Genomic DNA, 24,965 nt, shown 5'->3' with positions numbered 1-24,965 from the left:
CCGGTGGTCGGGGTGGCCGGATTCGAACCGACGACCTTCCGCTCCCAAAGCGGACGCGCTACCAAGCTGCGCCACACCCCGTCGGTGCGACACGTAGGGTACATGCAGTCAGGCAGTGCATCGGCCGCTTTTCGCGGGTGGCACCGAACGCGACACGGGGTGACCGCAATCGGGTGTGCGGGCAGCCTCCGCGACCCGCTACGATGCTTCACGTGCCGCCGGTCCCCGACCTGCGGTGCGGCTTTGCGGGCGTAGCTCAATGGTAGAGCCCTAGTCTTCCAAACTAGCTACGCGGGTTCGATTCCCGTCGCCCGCTCCATGCTTGGGCCCGGTCCGGCGAATTCCTCGCCGGACCGGGCCTTTTGCGTGTCCGTACGAGCTGTGCCGGTCCGCGGTCCGCCGCCCGTGCCGGAGCGCGGGCGGCGGACGCGGCCGGATTCAGAAGGAGATCTGGTTGATGGTCTCCGCTATCGAGTTCATGAACCTGGTGATCGACGGCGCCATGCCGGTCGATGCCAGGAAGAAGCCGAAGAGCGCCGCGACGATCGCCGGCCCGGGCTTGATCGAGCCGCCCCGGATCAGGACCACCAGGATGATCGCCAACATCAGCACCACAGACAGTGAAATGGCCACGACTGATCACACCCTTGGTCGGTCCGCCTTGCCGGCCCGGAGGTGTGCGGCCGAGCACTCCTCCGTCCCGTCCATCGTGCCACCAACTCCCCTGTGGTCGCTGCCGGGTGACGGATCGAAGTGGCGGGATCTCGCCATCCTTGCGCCCCCGCGCGCATCCGGGGCGCACGGCCGCACGAGGGGTCGCACAGGGCTCCGCCGATGCGCCGCAAGACCGCGAGCGGCGCCCCTCGATCCTGTGCGCGGGCTGTGGATCACACATTCACAATGGCTTGCGAATGTGACGGTTTCCATATCCACACACTTCATTCACATGCAATTCCCAGGCGTGAGTGCGATTAAATTCACGCCGCTCAACAGGCTGCCGATATGCGCCATTTAAGGTGGATGAATCGGTGCATAGCGGGCGGTTGCCGGTGGTTTCGCTTTCGATTGGACAGGAACACGCAGCAGGGCCGAGCGATATCCTGGAGCGGTTTTACGAATAGCAATCGGGGCGTCTAAGGTGCATGAGATGTTCCACGCTCCGAACGTATTTCAGAGGGCCCCGCTCCCATCGGCGACCCGGGAGCCGGAGCCCGGAAACCGAGGGACGACCGCCACCGCCGCACCCCCCACACCGGTGGAGAACAAGCCTCCGGCCTCCGCACCGGCGAAGCGGCGTGACGCCTACTTCGACAACGTCAAATATCTGGCCATCGTGCTCGTCGCGGTGGCGCACTCGTGGGAACCGGTGATGGACGGCAGCCGGACCGCACGGGCGCTGTACATGGTGGCGTACACCTTCCACATGCCGGCGTTCATCATCGTCTCCGGCTACTTCTCCCGCTCCTTCGACATGTCCGCCGCGAAGGTGAAGCGCCTGGTCACCGGTGTCGTCGTGCCCTATGTGGTGTTCGAGACGGCGTACTCGCTGTTCAAGCGGTACGCGGACGACTCGGCCGATCCGTCGATCAGCCTGATGGACCCGTGGTACCTGACGTGGTTCCTGATCGCGCTGTTCATCTGGCGGCTCACCACGCCGCTCTGGCAGACGCTGCGCCATCCGCTGCCGGTCGCGCTCCTCATCGCCGTGCTCGCCTCCTTCTCCCCGACGATCGGCGACGACCTCGATCTCCAGCGTGTGCTGCAGTTCCTGCCGTTCTTCGTGCTGGGACTGCGGTTGAAGCCCGAGCACTTCGAGCTGGTGCGCCGGCGCGAGGTGCGGATGCTCGCGCTGCCGCTGTTCGCCGGGGCCCTGCTGTTCGCGTACTGGGCGGCGCCCCGGATGCAGCTGGGCTGGTTCTACCGCAGCAACAGCGCTCAGGAGATGGGCGCCCCGTGGTGGTCCGGTGCCGTGATGACGCTGGCCATGTTCGGCTGCGCGCTGCTGCTCACCATCGGGTTCCTGGCCTGGGTGCCGCGCCGCCACATGTGGTTCACGGTGCTCGGCTCCGGAACGATCTGCGGCTACCTGCTGCACGGCTTCCTGATCAAGGGAGCCGGGTACGCCGGGGTGTTCGACGTCTACGACTGGCTCGCGGCCCCCGCCGGCCTGGTGCTCGTCTCCGTGGTCGCGGCCGCCGCCGTGACGCTGCTGTGCACGCCACCGGTGCGCCGGGTGCTGCGCCCGGTGACGGAGCCGGACATGGACTGGGCGTTCCGGCGGGCCTCGGCCCGGCTCTGAGCCCTGCCGGTCTCCGGGCCGGCCGGTCTCCGGGCCCGGACCGGCCGGGAAGTTGATCAGTCCTTCGCCGTGTTGGCTTGAACCGATTGCTCGGCGGGCCCTTCGCCCGGTGTGAACCCCAGCAGCGCCCGTACCTGCGCATACTTCTCGGTCAGCCGGGTACGGGTCGCCGGTTCCAGCACGGCGAGGCGGGCCGGGTCCGCGTTGTGCGCCAGATCGGACTCCTTGATCAGCAGGGCTCCCGGGGTGTCCAGGATGCGCCGGGTGTACGAACGATGGTCCTCGCCGTCACGTCTGCTGACGGCGAGGACCATGTCCTTCACCTGCTGCGGCAGCGCGGCGTCGGCCAGCCACCGCGCCGACAGCGCGTCGTCCTCGACCGCGTCGTGCAGCCAGGCCGCGGCAATCTGTTCGTCGCTGCCGCCCCGGACGCGTACCCCCTCGGCGACGGCGGCGAGGTGTTCGGTGTACGGGCGTCCCGCCTTGTCCCGCTGTCCGGCGTGGGCCTCGCGGGCGATCGCCTCGACTTCGGCCAGGGTCAGGTGTGTCTGCGGCTCGGGCATGGCCCGACTCTACGGACGGGAGGCCCTGTCGCGCAGGGCGGCCCGCGCCGGGATCAGGGTGGCGGCGAGGCCGAGGCCGACGGTCACGGCGACGAAGCTCCCGTACAGGACCGGCGGAATGTACGGGGACTCGCCCGTCAGCCCCCTCATCATCGGGAAGAGCGTGGCCATGGCGATGGCGGTGCCGAGCGCGGCGCCGGCCACCGTGACCAGCAGCGCCTCCCAGCGGATCATGCCCATGACCTGGCGGCGGGTGGAGCCGACCAGGCGCAGCACGGTCAGTTCGCGGCGGCGGTCCAGGACGGTCATCACCAGGGTGTTCACGGCGGCGATGGCGGCGAATCCGCCGAGCACCGCGGCCATGACGGTGTTGGCCCAGGCGTTGAGCTCGCGGTCCTTGTCCTGTGCGGCGGCGTAGCCGGAGGCGTCGGTGACGGTGCCGAGCGCGGTGAGCCGCTGTGCGGCGGCGGGGGTGGCCCGTACCAGGACGTCGGAGGCGTACGGCGAGGTCATGTGGTGTTCCAGGTCGGCCGCGGGGAGCGTGACGAGGCTGGTGCCGAGGCCGCGTCCGTAGACCGCGACGACCTTCGGGTTCGCCTTGGTGCCGTCCGGCAGCCGCAGGGCGAGCCGGTCGCCGGTGCTCAGGTCCGCCGTGTCGGCGAGCGTGGTGTCGACGGCGACGGTTCCGGGCCGCAGGGCGGTGAGGGATCCGGTCCTGACGTCGAGGTCCTGGACCTCGGCGAGGTCCGTGCCGGAGCCGATGACGCCCTGCGCGGAGGCGCTCTGCAGCAACACGCCCCCGCTGCCGGGCACCAGGACGGAACTGCGGAGCAGTCCGACGGCGGTGGAGACGCCGGGGGTGGCGGCGGCCCGTTCGGTCGCGTCGGAGGCGAGCCCGGCGGGGGCGGTGACGATGTGGTCGGCGGTGATGGCGTCGCGCTGCTGGTGTGCGGTGACCCGCTCCTGGCTGGTCTGCATGAAGACGAGCGTCGACGAGAAGGCCATGGCGAGCACGATCGGGGTGATCGCGGAGGCCAGCCGGCGGGAGTTGGTGAGGGAGTTGGCGGCGGCCAGCGATCCCGACGCGCCGGTGGCGCGCAGCGGGAGGCCGATGACGGCGGCGCAGATCCGGGCGATCACCGGGCCGAGCAGCCCGACCGCGAGCATGAAGAGCATGACGACGCCGAGGGCCGCGTTCGCCGAGTCGTCGCCGGACGTGGAGGCCGCGACGCCGGCGAGGACCCCGCCGCCGACGAGGGCGGCGATGCCGAGCGGGGTGCGGATCACGCCGAACGGGGCGCGTTCCACGGCCGACTGGGCCAGGGCGAGTCCCGGTTTCGTCTTCGCGGGGCGCCGTGCGGCGAGGTAGCCGGCGCCGAGCGCGGTGAGCATGGTGGTGGCGGTCGCGATGGTCAGCGGCAGCCAGGAGATGTGCAGGCTCACGCCGTCGAGGACCGCTCCCCGGTCCTGGAGCTGGCCGAACCACCACTTGGCCAGGGCGGTTCCGGGCAGGCAGCCGAGTGCTCCGGCGATCGGGGCGACGAGCAGGGACTCCGTGGCGATGGTGCGGCGCAGCTGGCGCGGGGTGGCGCCGATGGCGCGCAGCAGGGCGAATTCGCGGCTGCGCTGCCCCACGGAGAGGGCGACCGTACCGGCGGCGGTGAAGACGGCGACCATGGTGGCGACGCCGCCGAAGGAGAGGCCGAGCCCGAGCAGAAGCTCCTCGGTGCTCGCGAGGGCCGGGGTCTCGACGGCGCCCCGGTCGTCCCCGGTGTGGACCCGGGCGGTGGCGGTGGGGCCGACGGCCTCGCGGACCTGGTCGGCGAGGGTGCCGGTGGCGGTGCCCGGTCCGGCGAGCACGGCGATGGCGTCGACCCGGCCGGGGTGGCCGGAGAGCTGTACGGCCTGCCGGTCGGCGAACCAGACGGTGGCGTCGGCACGGGTGGTGCCCGACACCCGGAACTCCCGTACGCCCGCAGGTGTGTCGAGGGTTACGGTGTCGCCCACCCGGCTGCCGGTCCCGGCCGGGACGACGGCCTCGCCGGTCCCGGGGGCGTCGCCGGTGACCGGCCTCGTGCCGGTGAGGGCGGTGGAGCCCCAGCCGTGGGCGGTGAGGGGGGTGCCGTCCAGTCGTACGGTGTAGCCGACGTCCCCGATCGCGGTGGCCGCGCCGGGGACGGAGGCGGCCTTCGCGACCAGGGATTCGGGCAGCCTCGCGGTGTCCGCGAGGAGTACGTCCATCTCCTCCGCGCTGTCGCCGCTGCCGTGCTTCAGATGGATCTTCTGGTCGGCGGCGACCACCACCGGGGCCTTCGCGTAGCGGTCCGCGGGTACGGACGCCCGCAGGCCGCTCTCCGTCAGGATGCCGCAGGCACTGACGACGGCCGCGGCCAGCAGGAGCGCGACGAAGGTCCCGACGAACGACGAGGGTTTGAAGCGGACGGCCGCGCGGGCGAGGCCGTTCGGGACGTGCGGGGTGAACATCAGGCTGCTGCTCCGGCGTGGGCGGGGGCGGTCCGAGCGGTCAGGGTGGCCATCCGGGCGGCGATCCTGGCGGCGCCGGCGCGCGGCAGGCGGTCCACGATCGCGCCGTCGGCGAGGAAGAGCACCTGGTCGGCGTAGGAGGCGGCCGTCGGGTCGTGGGTGACCATGACGACGGTGGCGCCGAGGCCGTCCACCGCATTGCGGAGCAGGGCGAGGATCTCGGCGGCGGTGGTGGTGTCGAGGGCTCCGGTCGGCTCGTCGGCGAAGATCACGTCGGGCCGGGTGACCAGGGCGCGGGCGACGGCGACGCGCTGCTGCTGGCCGCCGGAGAGCTCGCTGGGGCGGCGGCGGCCCTTGTCGCCGAGGCCGACCCGGTCGAGCATCTCGGTGGCTTCGCGGCGGCTGCGGGCGGAGCCGGTGCGCTGTCCGGCCAGGCGCATGGGCAGGACGACGTTCTGCTCGACCGTGAGGGACGGCAGCAGGTTGAAGGACTGGAAGACGAAGCCGAGGCGGGTGCGGCGCAGTTCGGTGAGCCGGTTCTCGCTCATGCCGGTGATCTCGGTGCCGCCGAGGCGTACGGAGCCCTCGGTGGGGCGGTCGAGTCCGGCCGCGCACTGGAGGAAGGTCGACTTGCCGGAGCCGGAGGGGCCCATGACGGCGGTGAAGGTGGCGCGCGGGAGGGCCAGGTCGATGCCCCGGAGCGCGTGGACGGCGGAGCCGCCCCGGCCGTACTGCCTGCGGACACCGCGCAGTTCGACGGCGAGGTCCGCGGGGACGGGCCCCTGGTGGAAGTCCGCCGGGTACTGACCGTCCTGCGCGCGCTGCCTGGTGCGTCGCAGCCCCATGATGTCCGCCTTCCGTTGCTCGACGGCCGCTTCTTCGACCGTGATTCGAAGCTACGGAGCAGGGGTGGGCCAGGAACATGGCGGCTGCTGGCGGATCGGGGGTGGGGAAAACCCCAGGTCCACTCCGGGGGAAGGCGGATCCGGGCAGGTCATGGCGGGGGTCGCGGGGCCGGGGCCCGGAGGGGGCCACAGTTGCAAGGTCAATCATTCGGTAAACTAATTACTGACGATTTCTTGACGTTCTCTTGACCTGACGAAGGACTGGGCTCATCGGACACGCAGACACGCTCATCGCCATGGGCGGCGCCTTCCTGGCCGCCGCCGTTCTCGCCCGCGTCGGCAGCCGCATCGGACTGCCGACCATCCCCCTGTTCATCCTGGCCGGAATCCTGCTCGGCCCGCACACCCCCGGGATCGTGCTCGTCGCCGACCCGCACGAGCTGGAGATGCTCTCCGCGCTCGGTCTGGTGCTGCTGCTCTTCTACCTCGGTCTCGAATTCCACCTCGACGACCTCAGGACCGGCGGCCGCAGGATGGCGATCGCCGGCGGCACCTATCTCGCCCTGAACGTCGGCGCCGGGCTCGGCTTCGGTTTCGCCCTGGGCTGGGGCACGTCCGAGGCGCTGGTCCTCGCCGGGGTGCTCGGCATCTCGTCGTCGGCCATCGTCACCAAGGTCCTGGTCGACCTGGGGCGCATCGGCAACCCGGAGACCAAGCCGATCCTCGGCATCATCGTCGTCGAGGACGTCTTCCTCGCCCTCTACCTGGCCGCCCTCCAGCCCATCCTGTCGGGCGCCGACAGCCTGTCCGCCGCGGCGGTCGACGGCGGCAAGGCCTTCGGCTTCCTGCTGCTGCTCGCGCTGGCCGCCCGGTTCGGCACCCGGGTCATCGGCAAGCTGATCAGCACCCGTGACGACGAGCTCCTCGTCATCTCCTTCCTCGGCGCGGCGGTCCTCGTGGCCGGTGTCTCGGAATGGTTCGGGGTCGCGGACGCGATCGGCGCCTTCATGGTCGGCCTGATGCTCGGCAGCACGACCTCCGGGCCTCGCATCCTCAAGCTGGTCCACCCGTTGCGGGACGCCTTCGGCGCGATCTTCTTCTTCGCCTTCGGGCTCTCCATCGACCCGGGCGATCTGCCGACCGTGCTCTGGCCGGTGCTGGCCGCCGTCGCGGTGACCCTGGCGATGAACGTGTTCGCCGGACTCGCCGCCGCGAAGGTGTACTCGTTCGGTCCGCAGGCCACGGCGAACATCTCCACCACGCTGGTGGCGCGCGGCGAGTTCGCCCTGATCCTCGCCACGATGGCGGCGGCCGCCGGGCTGGACGAGCGGCTCTCCCCGTTCATCGCGGGCTACGTGCTGCTCCTCGCGGTCCTCGCACCGCTGGCTGCCGGGCGCTCGCACTGGCTGGCCCGGATCCTGCCGGGCGGGCGGGACCGGGACGAGAACAGCGGTGACAGCGAGGCCGGGAAGCTCGCGGTCCCGGCCTGAGCCGGCCCCCTCGGCGTTCCGGGTACGGGGAGACGGAACTCGTCGCCCCCGTGCCCGGAGGCGCCGGCGCCGCCGCGCGGTTCGGGACCAGCCGCTCGGGACCTGCGCGCAAGCGGCCTGCGCGGCCAGGACCGGCCGCTCAGGACCGGCCGCTCAGTGCCAGCCGTTCAGGACCAGCCGCTCAGGACCAGCCGCTCAGGACCAGCCGCTCAGGACTTGCGCGACAGCAGCAGCAGCGCCCGGTCGTCGTTGACGTCCTTGGCGCACGCCTCGATCAGGTGCCAGGCCGCGCCCTCGAAGCCGGTGGCGACATAACGGTCGGCCTCGCCGGTCAGCCGGTCGATGCCCTCCGCGATATCGCGGTCGGACGCCTCCACCAGGCCGTCCGTGAACAGCATCAGCACGTCGCCGGGGGCCAGCGAGCCCTTCACGGCGTCGAACTGCGCCCCGTCGTACACCCCCAGCAGCGGCCCCTCGGCCGCCTTCTCCTCCCACTGGCCGCTGCCCGAGTGGAGCTGGAGGGCGGGCGGGTGACCGGCCGACAGGAGTTCGTAGTCGCCCGATTCGAGGTCCAGGACCAGATGGATCGAGGTGGCGAACCCCTCGTCCCAGTCCTGGCGCAGCAGATAGCCGTTGGCCGCGGGCAGGAAGCCGTGCGGGGGGAGCGAGCCGAGCAGCCCGCCGAAGGCCCCGGACAGCAGGAGGGCGCGGGAGCCCGCGTCCATGCCCTTGCCGGAGACATCGGTGAGCACGGCCTCCAGGGTCCGTCCGCCGTTGGTCCGGGCGGCGACCACGAAGTCCCCGGAGAAGGACTGCCCGCCCGCCGGGCGCAGCGCCATCTCCCGGTGCCAGCCCTGCGGCAGCCGGGGCAGCGCGCTCTGTACCCGGATGCGTTCGCGCAGGTCGAAGAGCATGGTGCCACCGCGCCGCCACGGCACCCCGACCCTGGCCCGGAACTGGGCGAGGACCAGCCCGAAGAAGCCGCAGGCCGCGACCACCAGGACGATGCCGGGGGTCACCCGGGCCGGGCCGTCGCCGTACGGCCCCAGCGCTACCGACTCCACGATCAGGGCCGTGGCGGCGGTCGCGTACAGGCCGAGCAGGCTGGCCGGGCGCAGCAGCAGGCCGCCCGCGACGATCGGCAGGACGAGTGCGGCCGGTGAGCACCACACGGCGTTGATCAGGGTGGCGCAGGTGATGGCCGGAATGGTGAGCAGCAGACCGGCCAGCGCGATCCAGTCCGAACCATCGCCGCGGAAGTAGTCGACCCCGGACTTGCGCAGCGCGATGCGTGCCCGGTGCGCCGATTTCCGCAATCGGGCCGGGTACGTGTCTGCTCCTGCGCGTCGGGCCATTGCGGGGACCCTATCTACCCGGCCGCCCGGGGTGCAGGGGGACCCCGTGACAATGCGTTCGAAATCGGGTCGCCCTGCCGCCCCGCGCCCTGGTAGGCATGGCCCATGACTACTGAGCTTCGCGTACTGCGTCCGTCCGAATGGAACCGGTGGTTCGAGTGTCTGGAGCTGGCGTTCGGCGGTGTAGCGGAGGCTCCCGAGGAGCGCGAGCTGTTCGAGCAGCTGACCGAGCACGAGCGGTCGCTCGGCATCTGGGACGGTGACGACGTGGTCGGCACCGCGGGGGCGTTCAGCTTCCGGGTCGCCGTGCCGGGCGGGGCGCTGGTGCCCGCCGCCGGGATCACGATGGTGAGCGTCGCCGCCACGCACCGCCGTCGCGGACTGCTGACCTCGATGATGCGCCGGCAGCTGGACGACATCCGCGCACTGGGCGAGCCGATCGCCGTCCTGACGGCCTCGGAGCCGGTGATCTACGGCCGCTTCGGCTACGGCGCGGCCTCGCGGCAGATGTCGCTGACGATCGAGAAGGACCGGATCCGGCTGGACGTCCCGCCGGGCACGGACGAGGTGCGGCTGCGCCACGCGAAGCCGGACGAGGCGATGGCGGCGTGCGAGAGCGTGTACGAGCGGCTGGTCTCCGGCCGTCCCGGCGTCCCGGTCCACGGGCCCGGCTGGGAGCGCAAGCCCATGGTCGACCCGGTCTCCAGTCGGCAGGGCTCCTCGGCGCAGCAGTGCGTGCTGGCGGAGCGGGACGGGGAGATCGTCGGCAATGTGACGTACCACATGAAGCCGGAGTGGGAGCCGGCCGGCCCCAAGGGCACCGTCGTGGTCAACGACCTGGCCGCCCTGGACCCGGCGGCGTACGCGGCGCTGTGGCGGTTCGTCTTCGACATCGACCTGATGACGACGATCGTGGCCCGCAACCGTCCGGTCGACGACGCGGTGCTGCACCTGGTGTCGGACGTGCGGCGGTGCAACATCCGGGTCCGCGATTCGCTCCATGTGCGCATCGTGGAGCTGGGGGCGGCGCTGGAGGCCCGGTCGTACCGGGGCCCGCTGGACGTGGTGTTCGAGGTGGCGGACGCGTTCTGCCCGTGGAACGCGGGGCGTTGGCGGCTCACGGCCGACGCGAAGGGTGCCGCGACCTGCCGGCGGACCGAGGACGCGGCCGATCTGGCGCTCTCGGCACGGGAGTTGGGCTCGGCGTATCTGGGCGGCGAGTCGCTGAGCTCGCTGGGGCTGGCCGGGCGGGTACGGGAGCTGCGGGCGGGCGCGCTGGCGGAGGCGTCGGCGGCGTTCCTGTCGGACACGGCGCCGTGGCTGCCGCGGGGGTTCTAGGAGCCGTCTAGGCCGTCTGGCACCCCGGGCACCAGAAGAGATTGCGGGCGGCGAGATCGGCGGTGCGGATCTCGCCGCCGCAGATGTGGCAGGACTGGCGGGCCCGGCGGTAGACGTACACCTCGCCGCCGTGGTCGTCGACGCGCGGCGGGCGCCCCATCGCCTCCGGCAGGTGCTCGGGGCGGACCGTGTCGATCCGGTTGTTCCGTACGCCTTCGCGCATCAGCGCCACCAGGTCCACCCAGATCGCGTCCCACTCCGCGCGCGTGAGGTCCCTGCCGAGGCGGTACGGGTCGATCCCGTGCCGGAACAGCACCTCCGCGCGGTAGACGTTGCCGACCCCCGCGATGACCTTCTGGTCCATCAGCAGGGCCGCGACGGTGATCCGGCTGCGGGAGATCCGCAGCCAGGCCCGCTCGCCGTCCTCGTCGGAGCGCAGCGGGTCGGGCCCGAGGCGGTCGTGTATCGCGCGCTTCTCCGGGTCGGTGATCAGCGCGCAGGTCGTCGGGCCGCGCAGATCCGCGTGGTGCTCGTCGTTCAGCAGCCGCAGCCGGACCGTGTCGGTGGGCGGCGGGGCCGGGACCGTACCGAATCCGAGTTTGCCGAACAGGCCCAGGTGGATGTGGACCCAGCCGGTGCCTTCGAAGCCGAGGAAGAGGTGCTTGCCGTGGGCGTCCACGTCGGTGAGGGGCCGGCCGTCGAGCAGCGCGGCACCGGCGGAGAACTTGCCCTGCGGGCTGCTCACCCGCACCGGACGCCCGGCGAACCTGTCCCGGTGGTCCGCGGCCAGGCGGTGGATCGTGTGTCCCTCGGGCACGGTGGCGGCTCTCCTCGGTACGACTCGGTGAGATCGGCGGGATTCGGTGGGATGCGGTGGGATGCGGGGCGGACATGGCTGTGCCGCCGGGCGCACCGGCGGCACAGGGGCGAGGGCGGTCAGCCCTGCTGCGGGTGGTGGGCCGGGATCGGGGGGAGCTCGCCGGTCGTCTCGTACGCCGTCAGCATCTCGATGCGACGGGTGTGACGCTCCTCGTTGGAGTACGGGGTGGCGAGGAAGATCTCGACGAACTTGGTGGACTCCTCCACCGAGTGCATCCGGCCGCCGATGGCGATCACGTTGGCGTTGTTGTGCTCGCGGCCCAGGGCGGCGGTCTGCTCGCTCCAGGCCAGGGCGGCACGGACGCCCTTGACCTTGTTGGCGGCGATCTGCTCGCCGTTGCCGGAGCCGCCGATCACGATGCCGAGGCTGTCCGGGTCCGCGGCCGTCCGCTCGGCGGCACGCAGGCAGAACGGCGGGTAGTCGTCCTGGGCGTCGTAGATGTGGGGGCCGCAGTCGACGGCCTCGTGGCCCTGGGACGTGAGCCACTCGACGAGGTGGTTCTTGAGTTCATAGCCGGCATGGTCCGAGCCGAGGTACACGCGCATGTTCCGAGTGTGGCACGTGCGACGCGGGGTAGCCGCCATCGGGGTCGGAACGCTCCGGCCGTCACGCCCGGAGACGTGCGGCGCACACCGTGTGACCGCGATGCGCGGATCGCGTGTGAGCCGGGCCACTCGGGCAACGATCGGGCAAACGATCCGGAAGAAGGGGTTCCGTTTTTACGGTTCGCCGGGCTTCAATGCATCACTCGCTGTCGCACCCCACTGCGGCGGCCGGGCACGCATCGCGTGATCCGAGAACGTAAGGATTCGATTCCATGACGTCGCAGACCACCACGGCCGGGCCGGTCGAAAGGCCCGGCGGGCCGGACTCCCCCCACAGCCCCTCCGCCTCCCCCTCCCCGGACGGTCTCCAGCCGGGGCTCAAGAACCGCCACCTCTCGATGATCGCGATCGGGGGCGTGATCGGCGCGGGTCTCTTCGTGGGCTCCGGCGCCGGTATCGCCGCCGCCGGACCCGCCATCCTGCTGTCGTACGCCCTGGTCGGCCTGATGGTCGTCTTCGTGATGCGGATGCTCGGCGAGATGGCCGCGGCCCGCCCCAGCTCGGGCTCCTTCTCCGCCTACGCCGACCAGGCGCTGGGCCGCTGGGCCGGTTTCTCGATCGGCTGGCTGTACTGGTTCTTCTGGGTCGTGGTGCTCGCCGTCGAGGCCACGGCGGGTGCCAAGATCCTGGAGGGCTGGGTGCCGGGCGTCCCGCAGTGGGCGTGGGCGCTGATCGTGATGGTGGTGCTGACCGCGACCAACCTGGTCTCGGTCGGGTCGTACGGCGAGTTCGAGTTCTGGTTCGCCGGGATCAAGGTCGTGGCGATCGGCGCGTTCGTCGTCGTCGGACTGCTCGCCGTCTTCGGGCTGCTGCCCGGCTCGGACAACCCCGGCGCGGGGCTGGCGCATCTCACCGACACCGGCGGGTTCTTCCCCGAGGGGCCGGGCGCCGTCCTCACCGGTGTGCTGATGGTCGTCTTCTCCTTCATGGGCAGCGAGATCGTCACCCTGGCCGCTGGTGAGTCGGAGAACCCGCAGCGCGCCGTCCAGAAGGCCACCAACAGCGTGATCTGGCGGATCGCCGTCTTCTACCTGGGCTCGATCTTCATCGTGCTCACCCTGCTGCCGTGGAACGACCCGTCGATCGTGAAGGACGGCAGCTATGTCGCCGCCCTCAACTCCATCGGCATCCCGCACGCCGGACAGGTCATGGACGTCATCGTGCTCACCGCCGTGCTGTCGTGCCTGAACTCCGGCCTCTACACCGCCTCCCGGATGGCGTTCTCGCTCGGCGGCCGCGGGGACGCGCCGAAGGCGTTCGCCCGGACGAACAAGCGGGGCGTGCCGCAGGCCGCCATCCTGTCCTCGGTCGTCTTCGGCTTCGTCGCCGTGTTCTTCAACTACAAGTGGCCCGACACCGTCTTCCAGTTCCTGCTGAACTCCTCCGGTGCGGTCGCCCTCTTCGTCTGGCTGGTCATCTGCTTCACCCAGCTGCGGATGCGCGGCATGATCCTTCGCGAGTCGCCCGAGAAGCTGGTCGTACGGATGTGGCTCTTCCCGTACCTGACCTGGGCGACCATCGCGATGATCTCGTTCGTGCTGGTCTACATGCTGACCGACGACGGCGGACGTCAGCAGGTGCTGCTCTCGCTGCTCGTGGCGGCGCTGGTGGTGGCCGTCTCGCTGGTCCGCGAGGTCAGGGACCGCCGCAACGGTACGGATTCCAGGACACCTGCCCATACCTGACGGCTGTTGTCAGGTTTACCGGAAAGGCTCTCCCTCGCGGGCGACACCGCGCGAGCGATCGGAGAGCCTTTCCATGACCACCACCACCCCGTCCGGTTTCCAGACCGGTTTCGCGATCCGCCCCGACCTCGTCGTCGAGGCCGCCCACGCCGAGGACGTACGCGCCGCCGTGGCCGACGCCGCCGCGCGCGGCCTGCCGGTCCGCGTCCACGCCACCGGCCACGGGCTGCCCGGCGCCATCGAGGGCGGGGTCCTGATCAGCACCCGCCGGATGGACTCCGTGGAGATCGACCCGGTCCACCGCACCGCCCGGATCGGCGCGGGCGTCACCTGGGGGCAGGTGATCGAGGCCGCCGCACCGCACGGCCTCGCCCCGCTGAACGGATCGTCCCCGTCGGTCGGCGCGGTCTCCTACACCCTCGGCGGCGGGCTCTCCGTCCTGGCCAGGGAGTTCGGCTACGCCGCCGACCAGGTGCGCTCCCTCGACGTGGTGACGGCCGACGGGACGCTGCGCCATGCCTCCCCGGACAGCGAGCCCGATCTCTTCTGGGGGCTGCGCGGCGGCGGCCACCGGCTCGGCGTGGTGACCGCCCTGGAGATCGGCCTGGTCGGGGTCGAGCGGCTGTACGGCGGCTCGATCGCCTTCTACGGGGACGGGGCGGACGTCGCCGCGGAAGAGGTGATGGGCGGCTATCTGGAGTGGACCCGGACCGTGCCCGACGCCCTGACGTCCTCGCTGGCGGCGATCAGGTACCCCGACGCCCCGCAGCTGCCGGAGCCGCTGCGCGGGCGGTACGTCGTCTCGGTGCGGGTCGCGTACACCGGCGGTGCGGCCGAGGGCGAGCGGCTGGTCGCGCCGCTGCGGGCGATCGGGCCCGCGGCGGCGGATTCGCTGCGGGAGATGCCGTACGCCGAGAGCCACACCATTCACAGCGACCCGCCGTTCCCGCACGCGTACTACGGCGACAGCGTGGTGCTCGACGGCCTGGACGCCGGCCGTGCCGCGCGCGTGCTGGAGCTGACCGGACCGAAGGCGCCGATGATGACCGTGGTCCAGCTCAACCACCTGGGCGGCGCGCTCGCCGCCCGGCCCGCCGTCGACAACGCGGTGCCGTACCGCGAGGCGGGGTTCCTGCTGCGGCTGCTCTCACCGCTCGACGGCACGGACGTGGCCTCGGTACGGGCCCTGTACACGGAGGTGGCCGAGCTGCTCGCCCCCGACGCCCTGGGCCGCTCGCTCGGCTTCTCCTTCGGCGGCGGGGACCGGACCGAGGGCTTCCACGACTCCCGGACACAGAAGAGGCTCGCCGGTCTGGTGTCGCACCACGACCCGGCGAGCCTCTTCGGGGGAAGTTACTGAATCAGCCCCTGGATCAGCCCCGGCGGCCGATGAGCTTCCAGGCCGCGGGCAGCGCGCCCATGGCCAGCGCGGCCTTCACCGCGTCACCGATCAGGAACGGCACCAGGCCGGCCGCGATCGCGGCGCTCGCCGACATGCCGGTGGCCAGCGCCAGGTACGGGACGCCGACCGCGTAGATGATCGCGGAGCCCAGCACCATCGTGCCCGCGGTGCGCAGCACGGAGCGGTCGCCGCCGCGGCGGGCGAGGCCGCCGACCACGGCGGCGGCGAGCATCATGCCGAGGACGTAGCCGAACGAGGGGAAGCCCATTCCGGAGGTGCCCTCGGAGAACCACGGCATGCCCGCCATGCCCACCAGCGCGTACACCGCGAGGGAGAGGAAACCGCGGCGGGCGCCGAGGGCGGTGCCGACGAGGAGCGCGGCGAAGGTCTGGCCGGTGACCGGTACCGGGGAGCCGGGGACGGGTACGGCGATCTGGGCGGCGATGCCGGTGAGCGCGGCGCCACCGAGGACCAGGGCCGTGTCGACGGCGTAACGGTGCCTGGCGGCGGGCAGCAGGTCGGCGAGGACCGCTCCGGTGCGGGCAGGGGCGGCGGCAGCAGTGCTCATCGGGACTCCGCGAGGTGAGGACAGGTGGGGACAGACTGAGCCCGACGTTAGCCCACGGGTTAACGCTCGATCACCATCAGTGGCCCACAAAGCGTTGACCGGGGCGTTGGTGGGGTTCGCACAATGGGCGCCACGCAATCGCGCGGCGGCGTGATGCTCGTCACTGAGGTGGGGGCGGACCGGCCCCGATCCGGCCGGGCGGGTCCGCCGGGAGGGACTGTAGGTTCCCGCCAATTCCACCCGGCCCCACCAAGGACGGATCCGCGGCTTCCGTCCGGGAGGGGCCGCCGCCTTCCACCCGGGGCCGACCGGCGGCCGAGCGGGCGCCGACCCGGCCGCGACCCGGCCGGACCCTCCCCGTGTCCGGGTGTGCACCTTGTGTGAGCATCGTGCCCGTATAGCGGACAGTGGTTCCCCGTGGGCGGGGCGCGTGCTCAGACTGTGCGCGCACGCCCCCCACATACCGCTCGGACCCCCTCGCCCCCATCTCTCTCGTCTCACCTATCGAACAGAGCTTGTCCATGTCTCGGAATTCCGTGTCTCCCCCCACCGATTCCCCGGCCACCGTCCCCGACGCCGGGGCCGATTCGGCTCTCACCCACGGGCTCAAGCAGCGCCACCTGTCGATGATCGCCCTCGGCGGGGTCATCGGCGCCGGACTCTTCGTCGGCTCGGGCGCGGGCATCGCCGCCGCGGGACCGTCGATCATCGTCGCGTACGCCGTCTCCGGGCTGCTGGTCATGCTCGTGATGCGCATGCTCGGCGAGATGTCGGCCGCGAACCCGGCCTCCGGTTCCTTCTCCGTCCACGCGGAGCGGGCGATAGGGCCGTGGGCGGGGTTCACCGCCGGCTGGGCGTTCTGGGTACTGCTCTGTGTGGCCGTCGGCCTGGAGGGCATCGGCGCGGCGAAGATCGTCACCGGCTGGCTGCCCGGCACGCCGGAGTGGGCCTGGGTCGCGCTGTTCATGGTGGTCTTCCTGGGCACCAATCTGGCCTCGGTGACGAAGTTCGGCGAGTTCGAGTTCTGGTTCGCCGCCCTCAAGGTCGTCGCGATCTCGCTCTTCCTGGTCCTCGGCGTGCTGGCGATCCTGGGCGTGCTGCCCGGTACGGACGCCCCCGGCACCGCCAACCTCAGCGGTGCGGGCGGCTTCATGCCGAACGGCACCGAGGGCCTGGTGATCGGACTGCTCGCCTCCGTCTTCGCGTACGGCGGTCTGGAGACCGTCACCATCGCCGCGGCCGAGTCCGAGAACCCGGTGCAGGGTGTCGCCAAGGCCGTGCGGACGGCGATGTGGCGGATCGCGCTCTTCTACGTCGGCTCGATGGCGGTCGTCGTCACGCTGGTCCCGTGGGACGACCCGAAGGTCGCGACGGTCGGCCCGTTCTACGCGGCCCTGGACCACCTCGGCATCAGCGGTGCGGCCGAGATCATGAACGTGGTCATCCTGGTCGCCCTGCTCTCCGCGATGAACGCCAACATCTACGGCGCCTCGCGCATGGCCTGCTCGCTGGTCGCCCGCGGCCAGGGCCCGAAGCGGCTCGGCAAGGTCTCCTCGGGGGTCCCGCGCGCCGCGGTCCTGGTCTCGTCCGTCTTCGGTTTCCTGTGCGTGCTGCTCAGCTACTGGCGCCCCGACGACGTCTTCCCGTGGCTGCTCAACATGATCGGCGCGGTGATCCTGGTCGTCTGGATCTTCATCGGCGTCTCCCAGCTGATCCTGCGCGTCCGGCTGGAGCGCACCGCCCCGGAGCTGCTCGTCGTACGGATGTGGTTCTTCCCCGTCCTGCCGGTGCTGGCGCTCCTGGCGATGGGCGGCATCTTCTTCCTGATGCTGCGCCAGCCGGACACCCGTGACCAGCTGCTGGCGACCGGCGTCCTGACCGTGGTGCTCATCGCCATCGGTCTCGTACGCCAGCGTCGGGCGGCGGCAGCGGCGGCGGCGGTCAAGGGCTGACGTCCGGTCCGCAGGGCACGTTGAGGGAGAGCAGCGCACCGCCCGCCTCCCCGATCCGTACCTCGCTCACCGCCGCGTTCCGCAGCTGCGGGAAGACCTGGCGGTAGGACCCCAGCGGAATCGACAGCAGTTCGCACAGCACCAGCCGCAGCAGGGTGTTGTGCGCGACGACGAGCACCCGCTGCCCCGGGTGCCCGTCCGCGATCCGGCGCAGCGCCGAGGACCCCCGGGCCGCCGCGGCCCGGGGGTCCTCGGCCCCCGGAAAGGGGTGGGCCACCGGGTCGGCGCGGTACTCCCGGGCCCGCCGCGGGTGCTCGGCCGCGAATTCCGCCAGGGTCCGCCCCTCCACCTCGCCGAAGTCGCATTCGCGCAGCTCGTGTTCGCGCCGGGGCGTGATGCCGAGCGCCTCGCACGCGGGGCGCGCGGTCTCGATCGCACGGCTGACCGTGGAGGTCCAGACCGCGTCGACCTCGCTCCGGGCCGCCCACTCGGCCAGCCGCCGGGCCTGGCGGCGGCCCTCGTCGGTGAGGGCGATGTCGCTGACCCCGGCGTAGCGGTTCTCCGCGTGCCAGACGGTCTGGCCGTGGCGGGCGAGCAGCAGGGTGGCCGGGCTCCCGGTCATGACTTCTCCGTTCTCATGGCTTGTCCGTTCGGGTGCGGGTGGTCACGACCGCTCCACCCGGGCGTGCGCGTGGGCGGCGACCGGGCCGGGGAGCCAGCCGCGTCGCTCCAGTTCGTCCACCAGCCCGAGGTACGGCTCGGTGTACCACGCCGTACGCTCCGGGTCCGGGTGCAGCACGTGCCGCAGCCGCACCATCGCGCCCGCTGTCCTGATCAGGCTGGTCCCGTCCCCCGCCCCGTACGCGGCCAGGACGGCCATGCCGAGGGCGGGCTCGCTGTACTGCGGGATGTACACGGGCCGGCCCAGGATGTCGGCGCGCAGCCGGCTCCAGTAGCCGCTGCGGACCGCGCCCCCGGTGAAGGTGAGCCGGCCGTACACCTGGGCGCCGAGCAGGTCGAGGTAGTCGAAGCAGAGCCGTTCGACCAGGCCCACGCCGGTGAGCAGGGCCAGCCAGTGCTCGGCGTCGGAGGCGGGCTCGCCGAGCAGGAACCCGGTGGCCTCCGGCGCGACGAAGGGGAACCGCTCCCCCGTCGCCACCAGCGGATACGCCACCACCCGCGCCGGTTCGTGCGCGCGGGCCAGCGCGTCCAGCCGGGCCGGGTCCGCGTCGCGGAACGCGGCGGTCAGCGCCCCGCCGCCGACGCCCGAGGCCCCGCCGGGCAGCCAGCTCCCGTCCGGCGCCCGGTGGTTGTAGACCACCCCGGCCCGGTCCTGCACCGGCGACGAGGTGACCCCCTTCAGCACCAGCGTGGTGCCCAGCACCGAATTCCAGGAGCCGACGGCGAGCGAACCGGAGGCGATCTGGGCCGCGCACCCGTCCGTCATCCCGGCCACGATCGCGGTGCCCACCGGAATCCCGGTCTCCTCGGCCGCCGCCCGCCCCACCTCGCCGATGCGCGTCCCCGGCCGCACCACGTCCGGGAACAGTCCGTCGGGCAGGCCCAGCTTCCCGAACCTTTGCCGCGGCCACTCGTCCCGCTCCAGGTCGTAGCCGGTCTTCAGGGCGTGGCTGGAATCGGTGGGCAGCGGCGTCCCGGCGAGCCGGGCCAGCACCAGATCGGCCTGGTGCATCACCCGTACGGCGCCGTCCGCCCCCGCCCCGTACTCCTCCAGCAGCCACATCGCCTTGGGCAGGGCCCAGCTCGGCGCGGTCCCCGCCCTGGCCGCCTCCGCCACGGCCCGCCCGTCGTCGTACATCACCCCCGGCGTCAGCGGCCGGCCCTCCCGGTCGCCGAGCAGCACGGTGCCGGAGGTGGCGCAGACGGCCAGTGCGCGGGGGGCGGGGCAGTCGCGCAGCGCCTGCCGGCTGGCCGCGCACAGGGCGGTCCACCAGTCGAGGGGCCGCTGCTCATGCCGTACGCCGTCGCGTCTGCCCGTGAGCGGGGCCGAGCCGCTGCCGAGGATCTCGCCGCTGTCTCCTGCCACCACCGCCCGGACGCTCTGCGTGCCGAGATCGATGCCCATCCACATATCGGTCCCCTCTGTGAAGTTCTCACTCTGCACCGAGAATTTCCGTTGCGCGAGGGATTGACGGCCAACTTGCGTTGTTCCAAGCTCTGTTAACCAGTCGATTCAACGTGTGAACGGGCCCCCCACCCATCTCCGGCCGGACCGTGGAGGTCACGGATGGACATGCACGCCCACGACCGACGACGGTTCCTCGCCCTCGGCGCGGCCGCGGCCGCCACCCCGCTGCTGACCGCCTGCGGCGCGGGCTTCGGCGGCGACAAGGCCACGGGCGACGGCTCCGCGGCCGACGACGTCACCGGCCCCTTCGACTGGAAGCGGGCCGAGGGAAAGACGGTCAGGGCGCTGCTCAACAAGCACCCGTACACCGACGCGCTGATCGCCGACCTGAAGGCGTTCACCGAGAAGACCGGGATCAAGGTCGAGTACGACGTCTTCCCGGAGGACAACTACTTCGACAAGCTCACCGTCGACCTGTCCAGCGGACGCGCCTCCTACGACGTGTTCATGCTCGGCGCGTACATGGTGTGGCAGTACGGGCCGCCGGGCTGGCTGGAGGACCTCGGCCCCTGGATGCGCAATTCCTCGGCCACCGGGGACGAGTGGGACCAGGAGGACTTCTTCCCCAACCTCCTCGCGGCCGACCAGTGGTCGCTGAAGGCGGGCGCGCCGCTCGGGCAGGGCGGGCAGTACGCGCTGCCGTGGGGCTGGGAGACCAATGTCGTCGCGTACAACACCGAGGTGTTCGAGAAGCTCGGCCTGAAGCCCGCCGAGACCTTCGACGAGCTGCGCGAGGTCGCCGGGGCGATCACCCGCCGGGCGCCCGGGGCGGGCTTCGACGGGATGTACGGGGTCGCGGTGCGCGGTTCGCGCAGCTGGGCGACGATCCACCCCGGTTTCATGACGATGTACGCCCGCAACGGCCTGAAGGACTTCACGGTCGAGGGCGGGAAGGTGAAGCCCGCGATGAACTCCCCGGAGGCGATCGCGTTCACCCGGGACTGGGCGGAGATGGTCAAGAAGGGCGGGCCGCCGTCCTGGACCTCGTACACCTGGTACCAGTGCTCCAGCGACCTCGGGGCGAAGAAGGCGGGGATGCTGTTCGACGCGGACACCGCCGCCTACTTCCAGGCGGTGAAGGGGGCCTCGCCCGCCTCCGGGAAGATCGCCTTCCACCCCGGCCCGAAGGGCCCCGGCGGCTCGCTCGCCACCAACATGTGGATCTGGTCGCTCGGCATGAACGCCCGCAGCCGCAACAAGTCCGCCGCCTGGCTTTTCCTCCAGTGGGCGACCGGCAAGGAGCACCTGCGCAGGAGCGCGATCGAGCACAACCACATCGACCCGGTGCGGAAGTCGGTCGGCCAGGACGCCGCGTACAAGGACAAGATGCGGGCCATCCCGGGGTTCATCGAGACCTTCGAGACGGTCGTCGACGAGACGAGGATCCAGTTCACCCCGCAGGAGCAGTTCTTCGACGCGACGACCAGCTGGGCCGCCGCGCTCCAGGAGATCTACGGCGGGAAGAACGCCTCGTCGGTGCTGAACGGCCTGGCCGGCGATCTGGCTTCGAAGGTCGGCTGACCGGTGCCGGGACGCACGGCCACCGCGCCGGAGGCCGGCCGCGGGGCGGCCGCCGGCCCGGAGGGGGCCGGGAAACCGGCGGTGCGGGCGGTGCCGACATGGCGCCGCTCGTTGCGGCCGTATCTGCTGATCGTGCCCGCGCTGCTGCTGACCGGCGGGATCCTCTACCCGTTCGGGCTCGGCCTCTACTACACGGTGTTCGACTTCGCGGCGAGCAAGCCGCAGCCCGACCTGGTGGGGATCGGGAACTACCGGCGGATCCTCACCCAGCCGGCGTTCTGGGACTCGGCGCGGGTGACGGTGGCGTACGCGGTCGGCGCGGCGGCCGTCGAGACGGTGCTCGGGGTGGCCGTGGCGCTGCTGCTGCACCGGTCGAGCCTCGTCGGGCGGGTGCTGGAGAAGATCCTGATCCTGCCGCTGATGATCGCGCCGGTGATCGCCGCGATCATGTGGAAGCTGATGCTCCAGCCCTCGGTCGGCGTCATCAACCATCTGCTGGAGCCGTTCGGGCTCGGCGGTGTGCAATGGACGGACACCCCGACGGGCGCGCTGCTCTCGTCGATCGCGGTGGACGTGTGGGTCTACACCCCGTTCGTCGCGATCCTCGCGCTGGCCGGTCTGCGCTCGCTGCCCGCCTCCCCGTTCGAGGCGGCGGCGGTCGACGGGGCGGGCTGGTGGTTCACCTTCCGGCGTCTGACCCTGCCGATGCTCTGGCCGTACGTCCTGGTCGCCGTGATCTTCCGGTTCATGGACTCGCTGAAGGTCTTCGACATCATCTACGCGCTGACCGAGGGCGGTCCCGGGGACTCGACGATGGTGCTCCAGATCCGGGCCTATCTGGAGGCGATCCGCTTCCAGCGCTACTCGTTCGGGATCAGCTACATGATCGTGCTGTGGGCCGTGGTCTACCTGGTCACGATGGTGCTGGTGCGCTATCTGGGCCGGATCCAGAACCGGGCCGCGGAGGTGGCCCGATGAGGCGCGGACTGCTCGGCCGCGCATCGGCCGCCGCCACGGAGGTGGCGCGATGAGGCGCAGACTGCTCTCCGTCGCCGCCGACCTGGCGCTGATCGCCTACTTCGTCTTCGCGCTGTTCCCCGTCGTCTGGATGGTGGTCCTGTCGCTGAAGCCGACGAACGAGCTGTTCAGCACGTACTTCTCGTTCACCCCGACCCTCGACTCGTACCGCACGGTGCTGGGCGCCGGGGACGACCAGGGAGTGCCGTTCCTCCGGTTCTTCGTGAACAGCCTCGTCGTGTCGCTGGGCGCGGTCGCGCTGTCGCTGGTGATCGGGCTGCCCGCCGCGTACGCCGCCGCGCGGTGGCGGTTCCGCGGCTCGGAGAACCTGATGTTCACCCTGCTCTCGTTCCGCTTCGCGCCCGAACTCACCGTGATCATCCCGCTGTTCGTGCTCTACCAGCAGCTCGGGCTCTTCGACACCTACGTCGGCATGGTGTGGGTGCTGCAACTGGTGACGCTCCCGCTGATCGTCTGGATCATGCGGTCGTACTTCTCCGATCTCTCCCCGGAGCTGGAGCAGGCGGCGCTGCTGGACGGCTACACCCGCAAGCAGGCGTTCTTCAAGGTGGCGCTGCCGCTGGTGAAGCCGGGGATCGCGGCCGTCTCGCTGCTGGCGTTCATCTTCGCGTGGAACAACTTCGTCTTCCCGCTGATCCTCACCTCGTCGAACGCGCAGACGGTGACGGTCGGCGCGCTGTCCTTCCTCGGCGGCGACCGGCCCAAGTACAACCTGACGGCTGCGGCGGCCCTGGTCTCGGTGGTCCCGCCGCTGCTGCTGGCGCTCACCATCCAGCGGTATCTGGTGCGCGGGCTGTCGTTCGGGGCGGTGAAGTCATGACCGGCCCGGCGGCCATCGCGCTGCGCGGGGTCAGCAAGCGCTGCGGGAAGCACACCGCGCTCGACGGCCTGGACCTGGAAGTGGCCGAGGGCGAGTTCTTCTGTCTGCTCGGCCCGTCCGGCGCCGGGAAGACGACCACGCTCAAGACGATCGCGGGCCTGGAGCAGCCGCAGGCCGGGACGGTCGAGCTGGACGGGACGGACATGGCGGGCGTGGAGCCCTACGACCGGGGCGTGGCCATGTGTTTCGAGTCGTACGCGCTCTACCCGCACCGCACCGCGTACGACAACCTCGCCTCCCCGCTCCGCTCGCCGCGCCACCGCCTCCCCGCGCACGAGGCGCGCGAGCGGATCGGGGAGATCGCCGAACTCCTGGGCATCGGCGCCCTGCTGGACCGTCAGGTGGGCCGGCTCTCCAACGGCCAGCGGCAGCGGGTGGCGCTCGGCCGGGTGCTGGTGCGGCCGGCCAGGGCGTTCCTGCTGGACGAGCCGCTGTCGCACCTGGACGCGAAGCTGCGGCAGGCGATGCGCGCGGAGCTGCGGGCGATCGGCGCGGTGCGGCGCACCACCACGCTGTACGTCACCCACGACTCGGTGGAGGCGCTGGCGCTCGGCGACCGGATCGGAGTGATCAGGGACGGCAGGATGGTGCAGACCGGCACCCGCGAGGAGCTGTGGCACCGCCCGTACGACACCTTCGTCGCCCGGTCCTTCGGCCGGCCGAGGATCAATCTGCTGCCCGGGACGGTGACGTCCGAGGGGCGCTTCCGGTCGCCGGACGGGGCGTACGAGCTGCCGCTGGCGGTGCCCGCGCCGCCCGGCACCGCCGTCCAACTGGGTGTACGGCCACGGGACATCGGCCTGGCGGGTCCGGCGGGCCCGGCGGGGAGCGGGGGCGGGTCCCCGGCCCTGGAGCTGACCGGAGCCGTCCATGTCACCGAGTTGCTGGGCCGGGCCACCGAGGTCACCGTACGGATCGGCGGGCAGCGGCTGTCCCTCGTCGTGCCGCGCGCCGAGGCGGCCGGACTGAGCCCCGACCAGCCGGTCCGGCTCTCCGTACCGCCTGAGAGTCTGCTGCTGTTCGAGGCCGACCGGCCGGCACGTCCAGGACGAAGGATCAGCACGTGAGCAACGTTCCGCAGCGGGGTCCCGCCCCGCGTCAGGCATCCATAGCCGAGTACGTCCTCGCGCAGGGCGAGGTGAGCGCCGCCGAACTGGCGGAGCGTTTCGACGTCAGTCTGATGACCATCCACCGCGACCTGGACGAGCTGGAACGGCAGGGCATCGTCCGCAAGTTCCGCGGCGGCGTCACCGCCCAGCCGTCCGGTGTCTTCGAGTCGAACGTCTCCTACCGGCTGAAGACGATGCGGGCCGAGAAGGCCGCCGTCGCCGAACGGGCCCTGAAGCTCATAGAGCCGGGCATGGCGGTGATGCTCGACGACTCGACGTCCACGCTGGAGATAGCGCGCCGGCTGCGCTCGATCACCCCGCTGACCGTCGTCACCAACTTCCTGGAGGCGATCAATCTGCTGTCGCAGGAACGCGGCATCCATCTGATGGGCCTGGGCGGGGACTTCGACCCGCTGCACTCCTCGTTCCTCGGTGTCTCCTGCGTGGAGGCGGTGCAGTCGCTCCAGGTCGACATCTGTTTCACCTCCACCTCCGCCGCGTCCGGCGGCTTCGCCTACCACCAGGAGCAGCACATCATCTCCGTGAAGCGGGCGATGCTCGACTCGGCGAGCCGCAATGTGCTGCTGCTCGACCACTCGAAGCTGGGCCGGGTCGCCCTGCACCGGCTCGCCCCGCTCTCCCGCTTCGATCTGCTGCTGGTCGACGACGGGGCGTCCCCGCAGGCGCTGCGGGAGCTCGACGAGCACAAGGTGCCCTACGAGGTCTGCTCCACCGGCCGGGACTCCGGGACGGGGGACCGCGATGACGGGTGAGCGCGATGACGGATGAACGCCAGGTGGTG

Annotated in this window: 21 protein-coding genes and 2 tRNA genes; 12 read left to right on the top strand and 11 right to left on the bottom strand. The window is 71.5% G+C overall.

What is annotated here, in order from left to right:
• Positions 1–4 precede the first annotated feature (4 nt).
• A tRNA-Pro gene (locus ACFYY1_RS01875) sits at positions 5–81 on the bottom strand.
• Positions 82–245: 164 nt separating this feature from the next.
• On the opposite strand from ACFYY1_RS01875, the gene ACFYY1_RS01870 reads away from it, so the two are divergent.
• Positions 246–319: transfer RNA gene (locus ACFYY1_RS01870), tRNA-Gly, on the top strand.
• A 119-nt stretch (positions 320–438) separates the two neighbouring features.
• Here ACFYY1_RS01870 and ACFYY1_RS01865 read toward each other — a convergent pair.
• A complete protein-coding gene (locus tag ACFYY1_RS01865; protein WP_266733056.1) occupies positions 439–633 on the bottom strand; it encodes a hypothetical protein in 195 nt (64 codons plus the stop codon).
• A 514-nt stretch (positions 634–1,147) separates the two neighbouring features.
• Between ACFYY1_RS01865 and ACFYY1_RS01860 the strand changes: the two genes are divergently transcribed.
• The gene (locus ACFYY1_RS01860; RefSeq protein WP_388579502.1) at positions 1,148–2,299 is read left to right on the top strand and encodes an acyltransferase family protein; all 1,152 of its coding nucleotides are present in this window, start codon (positions 1,148–1,150) and stop codon (positions 2,297–2,299) included.
• Between the two features lie 56 nt (positions 2,300–2,355).
• Here ACFYY1_RS01860 and ACFYY1_RS01855 read toward each other — a convergent pair whose 3' ends face one another.
• Genes ACFYY1_RS01855 through ACFYY1_RS01845 form a run of 3 tightly spaced genes read right to left on the bottom strand, consistent with a single transcriptional unit; the run spans position 2,356 to position 6,191 of the window.
• Entirely contained in the window at positions 2,356–2,862 is a 507-nt protein-coding gene (locus ACFYY1_RS01855) for an HD domain-containing protein (protein WP_388579500.1), read from the bottom strand.
• Positions 2,863–2,871: 9 nt separating this feature from the next.
• Positions 2,872–5,346 (bottom strand): FtsX-like permease family protein, encoded by a 2,475-nt coding sequence (locus tag ACFYY1_RS01850; RefSeq protein ID WP_388579497.1) that lies wholly within the window; start codon positions 5,344–5,346, stop codon positions 2,872–2,874.
• The gene (locus ACFYY1_RS01845; RefSeq protein ID WP_388579495.1) at positions 5,346–6,191 is read right to left on the bottom strand and encodes an ABC transporter ATP-binding protein; all 846 of its coding nucleotides are present in this window, start codon (positions 6,189–6,191) and stop codon (positions 5,346–5,348) included. The genes ACFYY1_RS01850 and ACFYY1_RS01845 overlap by 1 nt, the downstream gene beginning before the upstream one ends.
• A gap of 296 nt (positions 6,192–6,487) precedes the next feature.
• Here ACFYY1_RS01845 and ACFYY1_RS01840 point away from each other — a divergent pair, with 296 nt between their 5' ends.
• A complete protein-coding gene (locus tag ACFYY1_RS01840) occupies positions 6,488–7,681 on the top strand; it encodes a cation:proton antiporter (protein WP_388579492.1) in 1,194 nt (397 codons plus the stop codon).
• A 209-nt stretch (positions 7,682–7,890) separates the two neighbouring features.
• On the opposite strand, the gene ACFYY1_RS01835 is transcribed toward ACFYY1_RS01840, so the two are convergent.
• Positions 7,891–9,036, bottom strand: coding sequence for a PP2C family protein-serine/threonine phosphatase (locus tag ACFYY1_RS01835; protein WP_388579490.1), 1,146 nt, complete (start codon positions 9,034–9,036; stop codon positions 7,891–7,893).
• 105 nt (positions 9,037–9,141) lie between these two features.
• Between ACFYY1_RS01835 and ACFYY1_RS01830 the strand changes: the two genes are divergently transcribed.
• Entirely contained in the window at positions 9,142–10,374 is a 1,233-nt protein-coding gene (locus ACFYY1_RS01830; protein WP_388579487.1) for a GNAT family N-acetyltransferase, read from the top strand.
• Positions 10,375–10,381: 7 nt separating this feature from the next.
• Here the strand turns inward: ACFYY1_RS01830 and ACFYY1_RS01825 are convergent, their stop codons facing one another.
• Both ACFYY1_RS01825 and ACFYY1_RS01820 read right to left on the bottom strand, forming a co-directional pair.
• Positions 10,382–11,191, bottom strand: a complete 810-nt coding sequence (locus tag ACFYY1_RS01825; RefSeq protein ID WP_388579485.1) for an Fpg/Nei family DNA glycosylase — start codon at positions 11,189–11,191, stop codon at positions 10,382–10,384.
• Positions 11,192–11,310: 119 nt separating this feature from the next.
• Positions 11,311–11,799: a ribose-5-phosphate isomerase gene (locus ACFYY1_RS01820; RefSeq protein ID WP_376631343.1), complete on the bottom strand. Its 489-nt coding sequence runs from the start codon at positions 11,797–11,799 to the stop codon at positions 11,311–11,313.
• Positions 11,800–12,071: 272 nt separating this feature from the next.
• Here ACFYY1_RS01820 and ACFYY1_RS01815 point away from each other — a divergent pair, with 272 nt between their 5' ends.
• Positions 12,072–13,544 (top strand): amino acid permease, encoded by a 1,473-nt coding sequence (locus ACFYY1_RS01815; RefSeq protein ID WP_388579482.1) that lies wholly within the window; start codon positions 12,072–12,074, stop codon positions 13,542–13,544.
• 73 nt (positions 13,545–13,617) lie between these two features.
• Positions 13,618–14,904 (top strand): FAD-binding oxidoreductase, encoded by a 1,287-nt coding sequence (locus tag ACFYY1_RS01810; RefSeq protein ID WP_388579479.1) that lies wholly within the window; start codon positions 13,618–13,620, stop codon positions 14,902–14,904.
• A gap of 13 nt (positions 14,905–14,917) precedes the next feature.
• On the opposite strand, the gene ACFYY1_RS01805 is transcribed toward ACFYY1_RS01810, so the two are convergent.
• Positions 14,918–15,514, bottom strand: a complete 597-nt coding sequence (locus ACFYY1_RS01805; protein ID WP_388579477.1) for a biotin transporter BioY — start codon at positions 15,512–15,514, stop codon at positions 14,918–14,920.
• Between the two features lie 521 nt (positions 15,515–16,035).
• On the opposite strand from ACFYY1_RS01805, the gene ACFYY1_RS01800 reads away from it, so the two are divergent.
• Positions 16,036–17,466 (top strand): amino acid permease, encoded by a 1,431-nt coding sequence (locus tag ACFYY1_RS01800; protein ID WP_388579475.1) that lies wholly within the window; start codon positions 16,036–16,038, stop codon positions 17,464–17,466.
• Here the strand turns inward: ACFYY1_RS01800 and ACFYY1_RS01795 are convergent.
• Together ACFYY1_RS01795 and ACFYY1_RS01790 are read right to left on the bottom strand one after the other, a co-directional pair.
• The gene (locus ACFYY1_RS01795) at positions 17,456–18,088 is read right to left on the bottom strand and encodes a histidine phosphatase family protein (RefSeq protein ID WP_388579473.1); all 633 of its coding nucleotides are present in this window, start codon (positions 18,086–18,088) and stop codon (positions 17,456–17,458) included. The two genes, ACFYY1_RS01800 and ACFYY1_RS01795, sit on opposite strands and share 11 nt — an antisense overlap.
• Before the next feature lie 42 nt (positions 18,089–18,130).
• A complete protein-coding gene (locus tag ACFYY1_RS01790) occupies positions 18,131–19,558 on the bottom strand; it encodes an FGGY-family carbohydrate kinase (protein WP_388581420.1) in 1,428 nt (475 codons plus the stop codon).
• 156 nt (positions 19,559–19,714) lie between these two features.
• Between ACFYY1_RS01790 and ACFYY1_RS01785 the strand changes: the two genes are divergently transcribed.
• The 5 genes from ACFYY1_RS01785 to ACFYY1_RS01765 are packed head-to-tail and all read left to right on the top strand — an operon-like array spanning position 19,715 to position 24,936.
• Positions 19,715–21,136 (top strand): ABC transporter substrate-binding protein, encoded by a 1,422-nt coding sequence (locus tag ACFYY1_RS01785; protein WP_388579470.1) that lies wholly within the window; start codon positions 19,715–19,717, stop codon positions 21,134–21,136.
• 3 nt (positions 21,137–21,139) lie between these two features.
• Positions 21,140–22,114: a carbohydrate ABC transporter permease gene (locus tag ACFYY1_RS01780; RefSeq protein ID WP_388579466.1), complete on the top strand. Its 975-nt coding sequence runs from the start codon at positions 21,140–21,142 to the stop codon at positions 22,112–22,114.
• 49 nt (positions 22,115–22,163) lie between these two features.
• Positions 22,164–22,994 (top strand): carbohydrate ABC transporter permease, encoded by an 831-nt coding sequence (locus ACFYY1_RS01775; protein WP_356078269.1) that lies wholly within the window; start codon positions 22,164–22,166, stop codon positions 22,992–22,994.
• On the top strand, positions 22,991–24,121 hold the full coding sequence (locus tag ACFYY1_RS01770) for an ABC transporter ATP-binding protein (RefSeq protein WP_388579463.1): 1,131 nt from the start codon (positions 22,991–22,993) through the stop codon (positions 24,119–24,121). Before ACFYY1_RS01775 ends, ACFYY1_RS01770 begins: the two co-directional genes overlap by 4 nt.
• Entirely contained in the window at positions 24,118–24,936 is an 819-nt protein-coding gene (locus tag ACFYY1_RS01765) for a DeoR/GlpR family DNA-binding transcription regulator (RefSeq protein WP_388579461.1), read from the top strand. The genes ACFYY1_RS01770 and ACFYY1_RS01765 overlap by 4 nt, the downstream gene beginning before the upstream one ends.
• The last annotated feature ends 29 nt before the right edge of the window (positions 24,937–24,965 follow it).

Source organism: Streptomyces sp. NPDC001890, assembly GCF_042891445.1.
Classification (GTDB): Bacteria; Actinomycetota; Actinomycetes; order Streptomycetales; family Streptomycetaceae; genus Streptomyces.
Note: the sequence above shows the minus strand (reverse complement) of the source record. Positions and strands in the feature narration are given on the sequence as shown.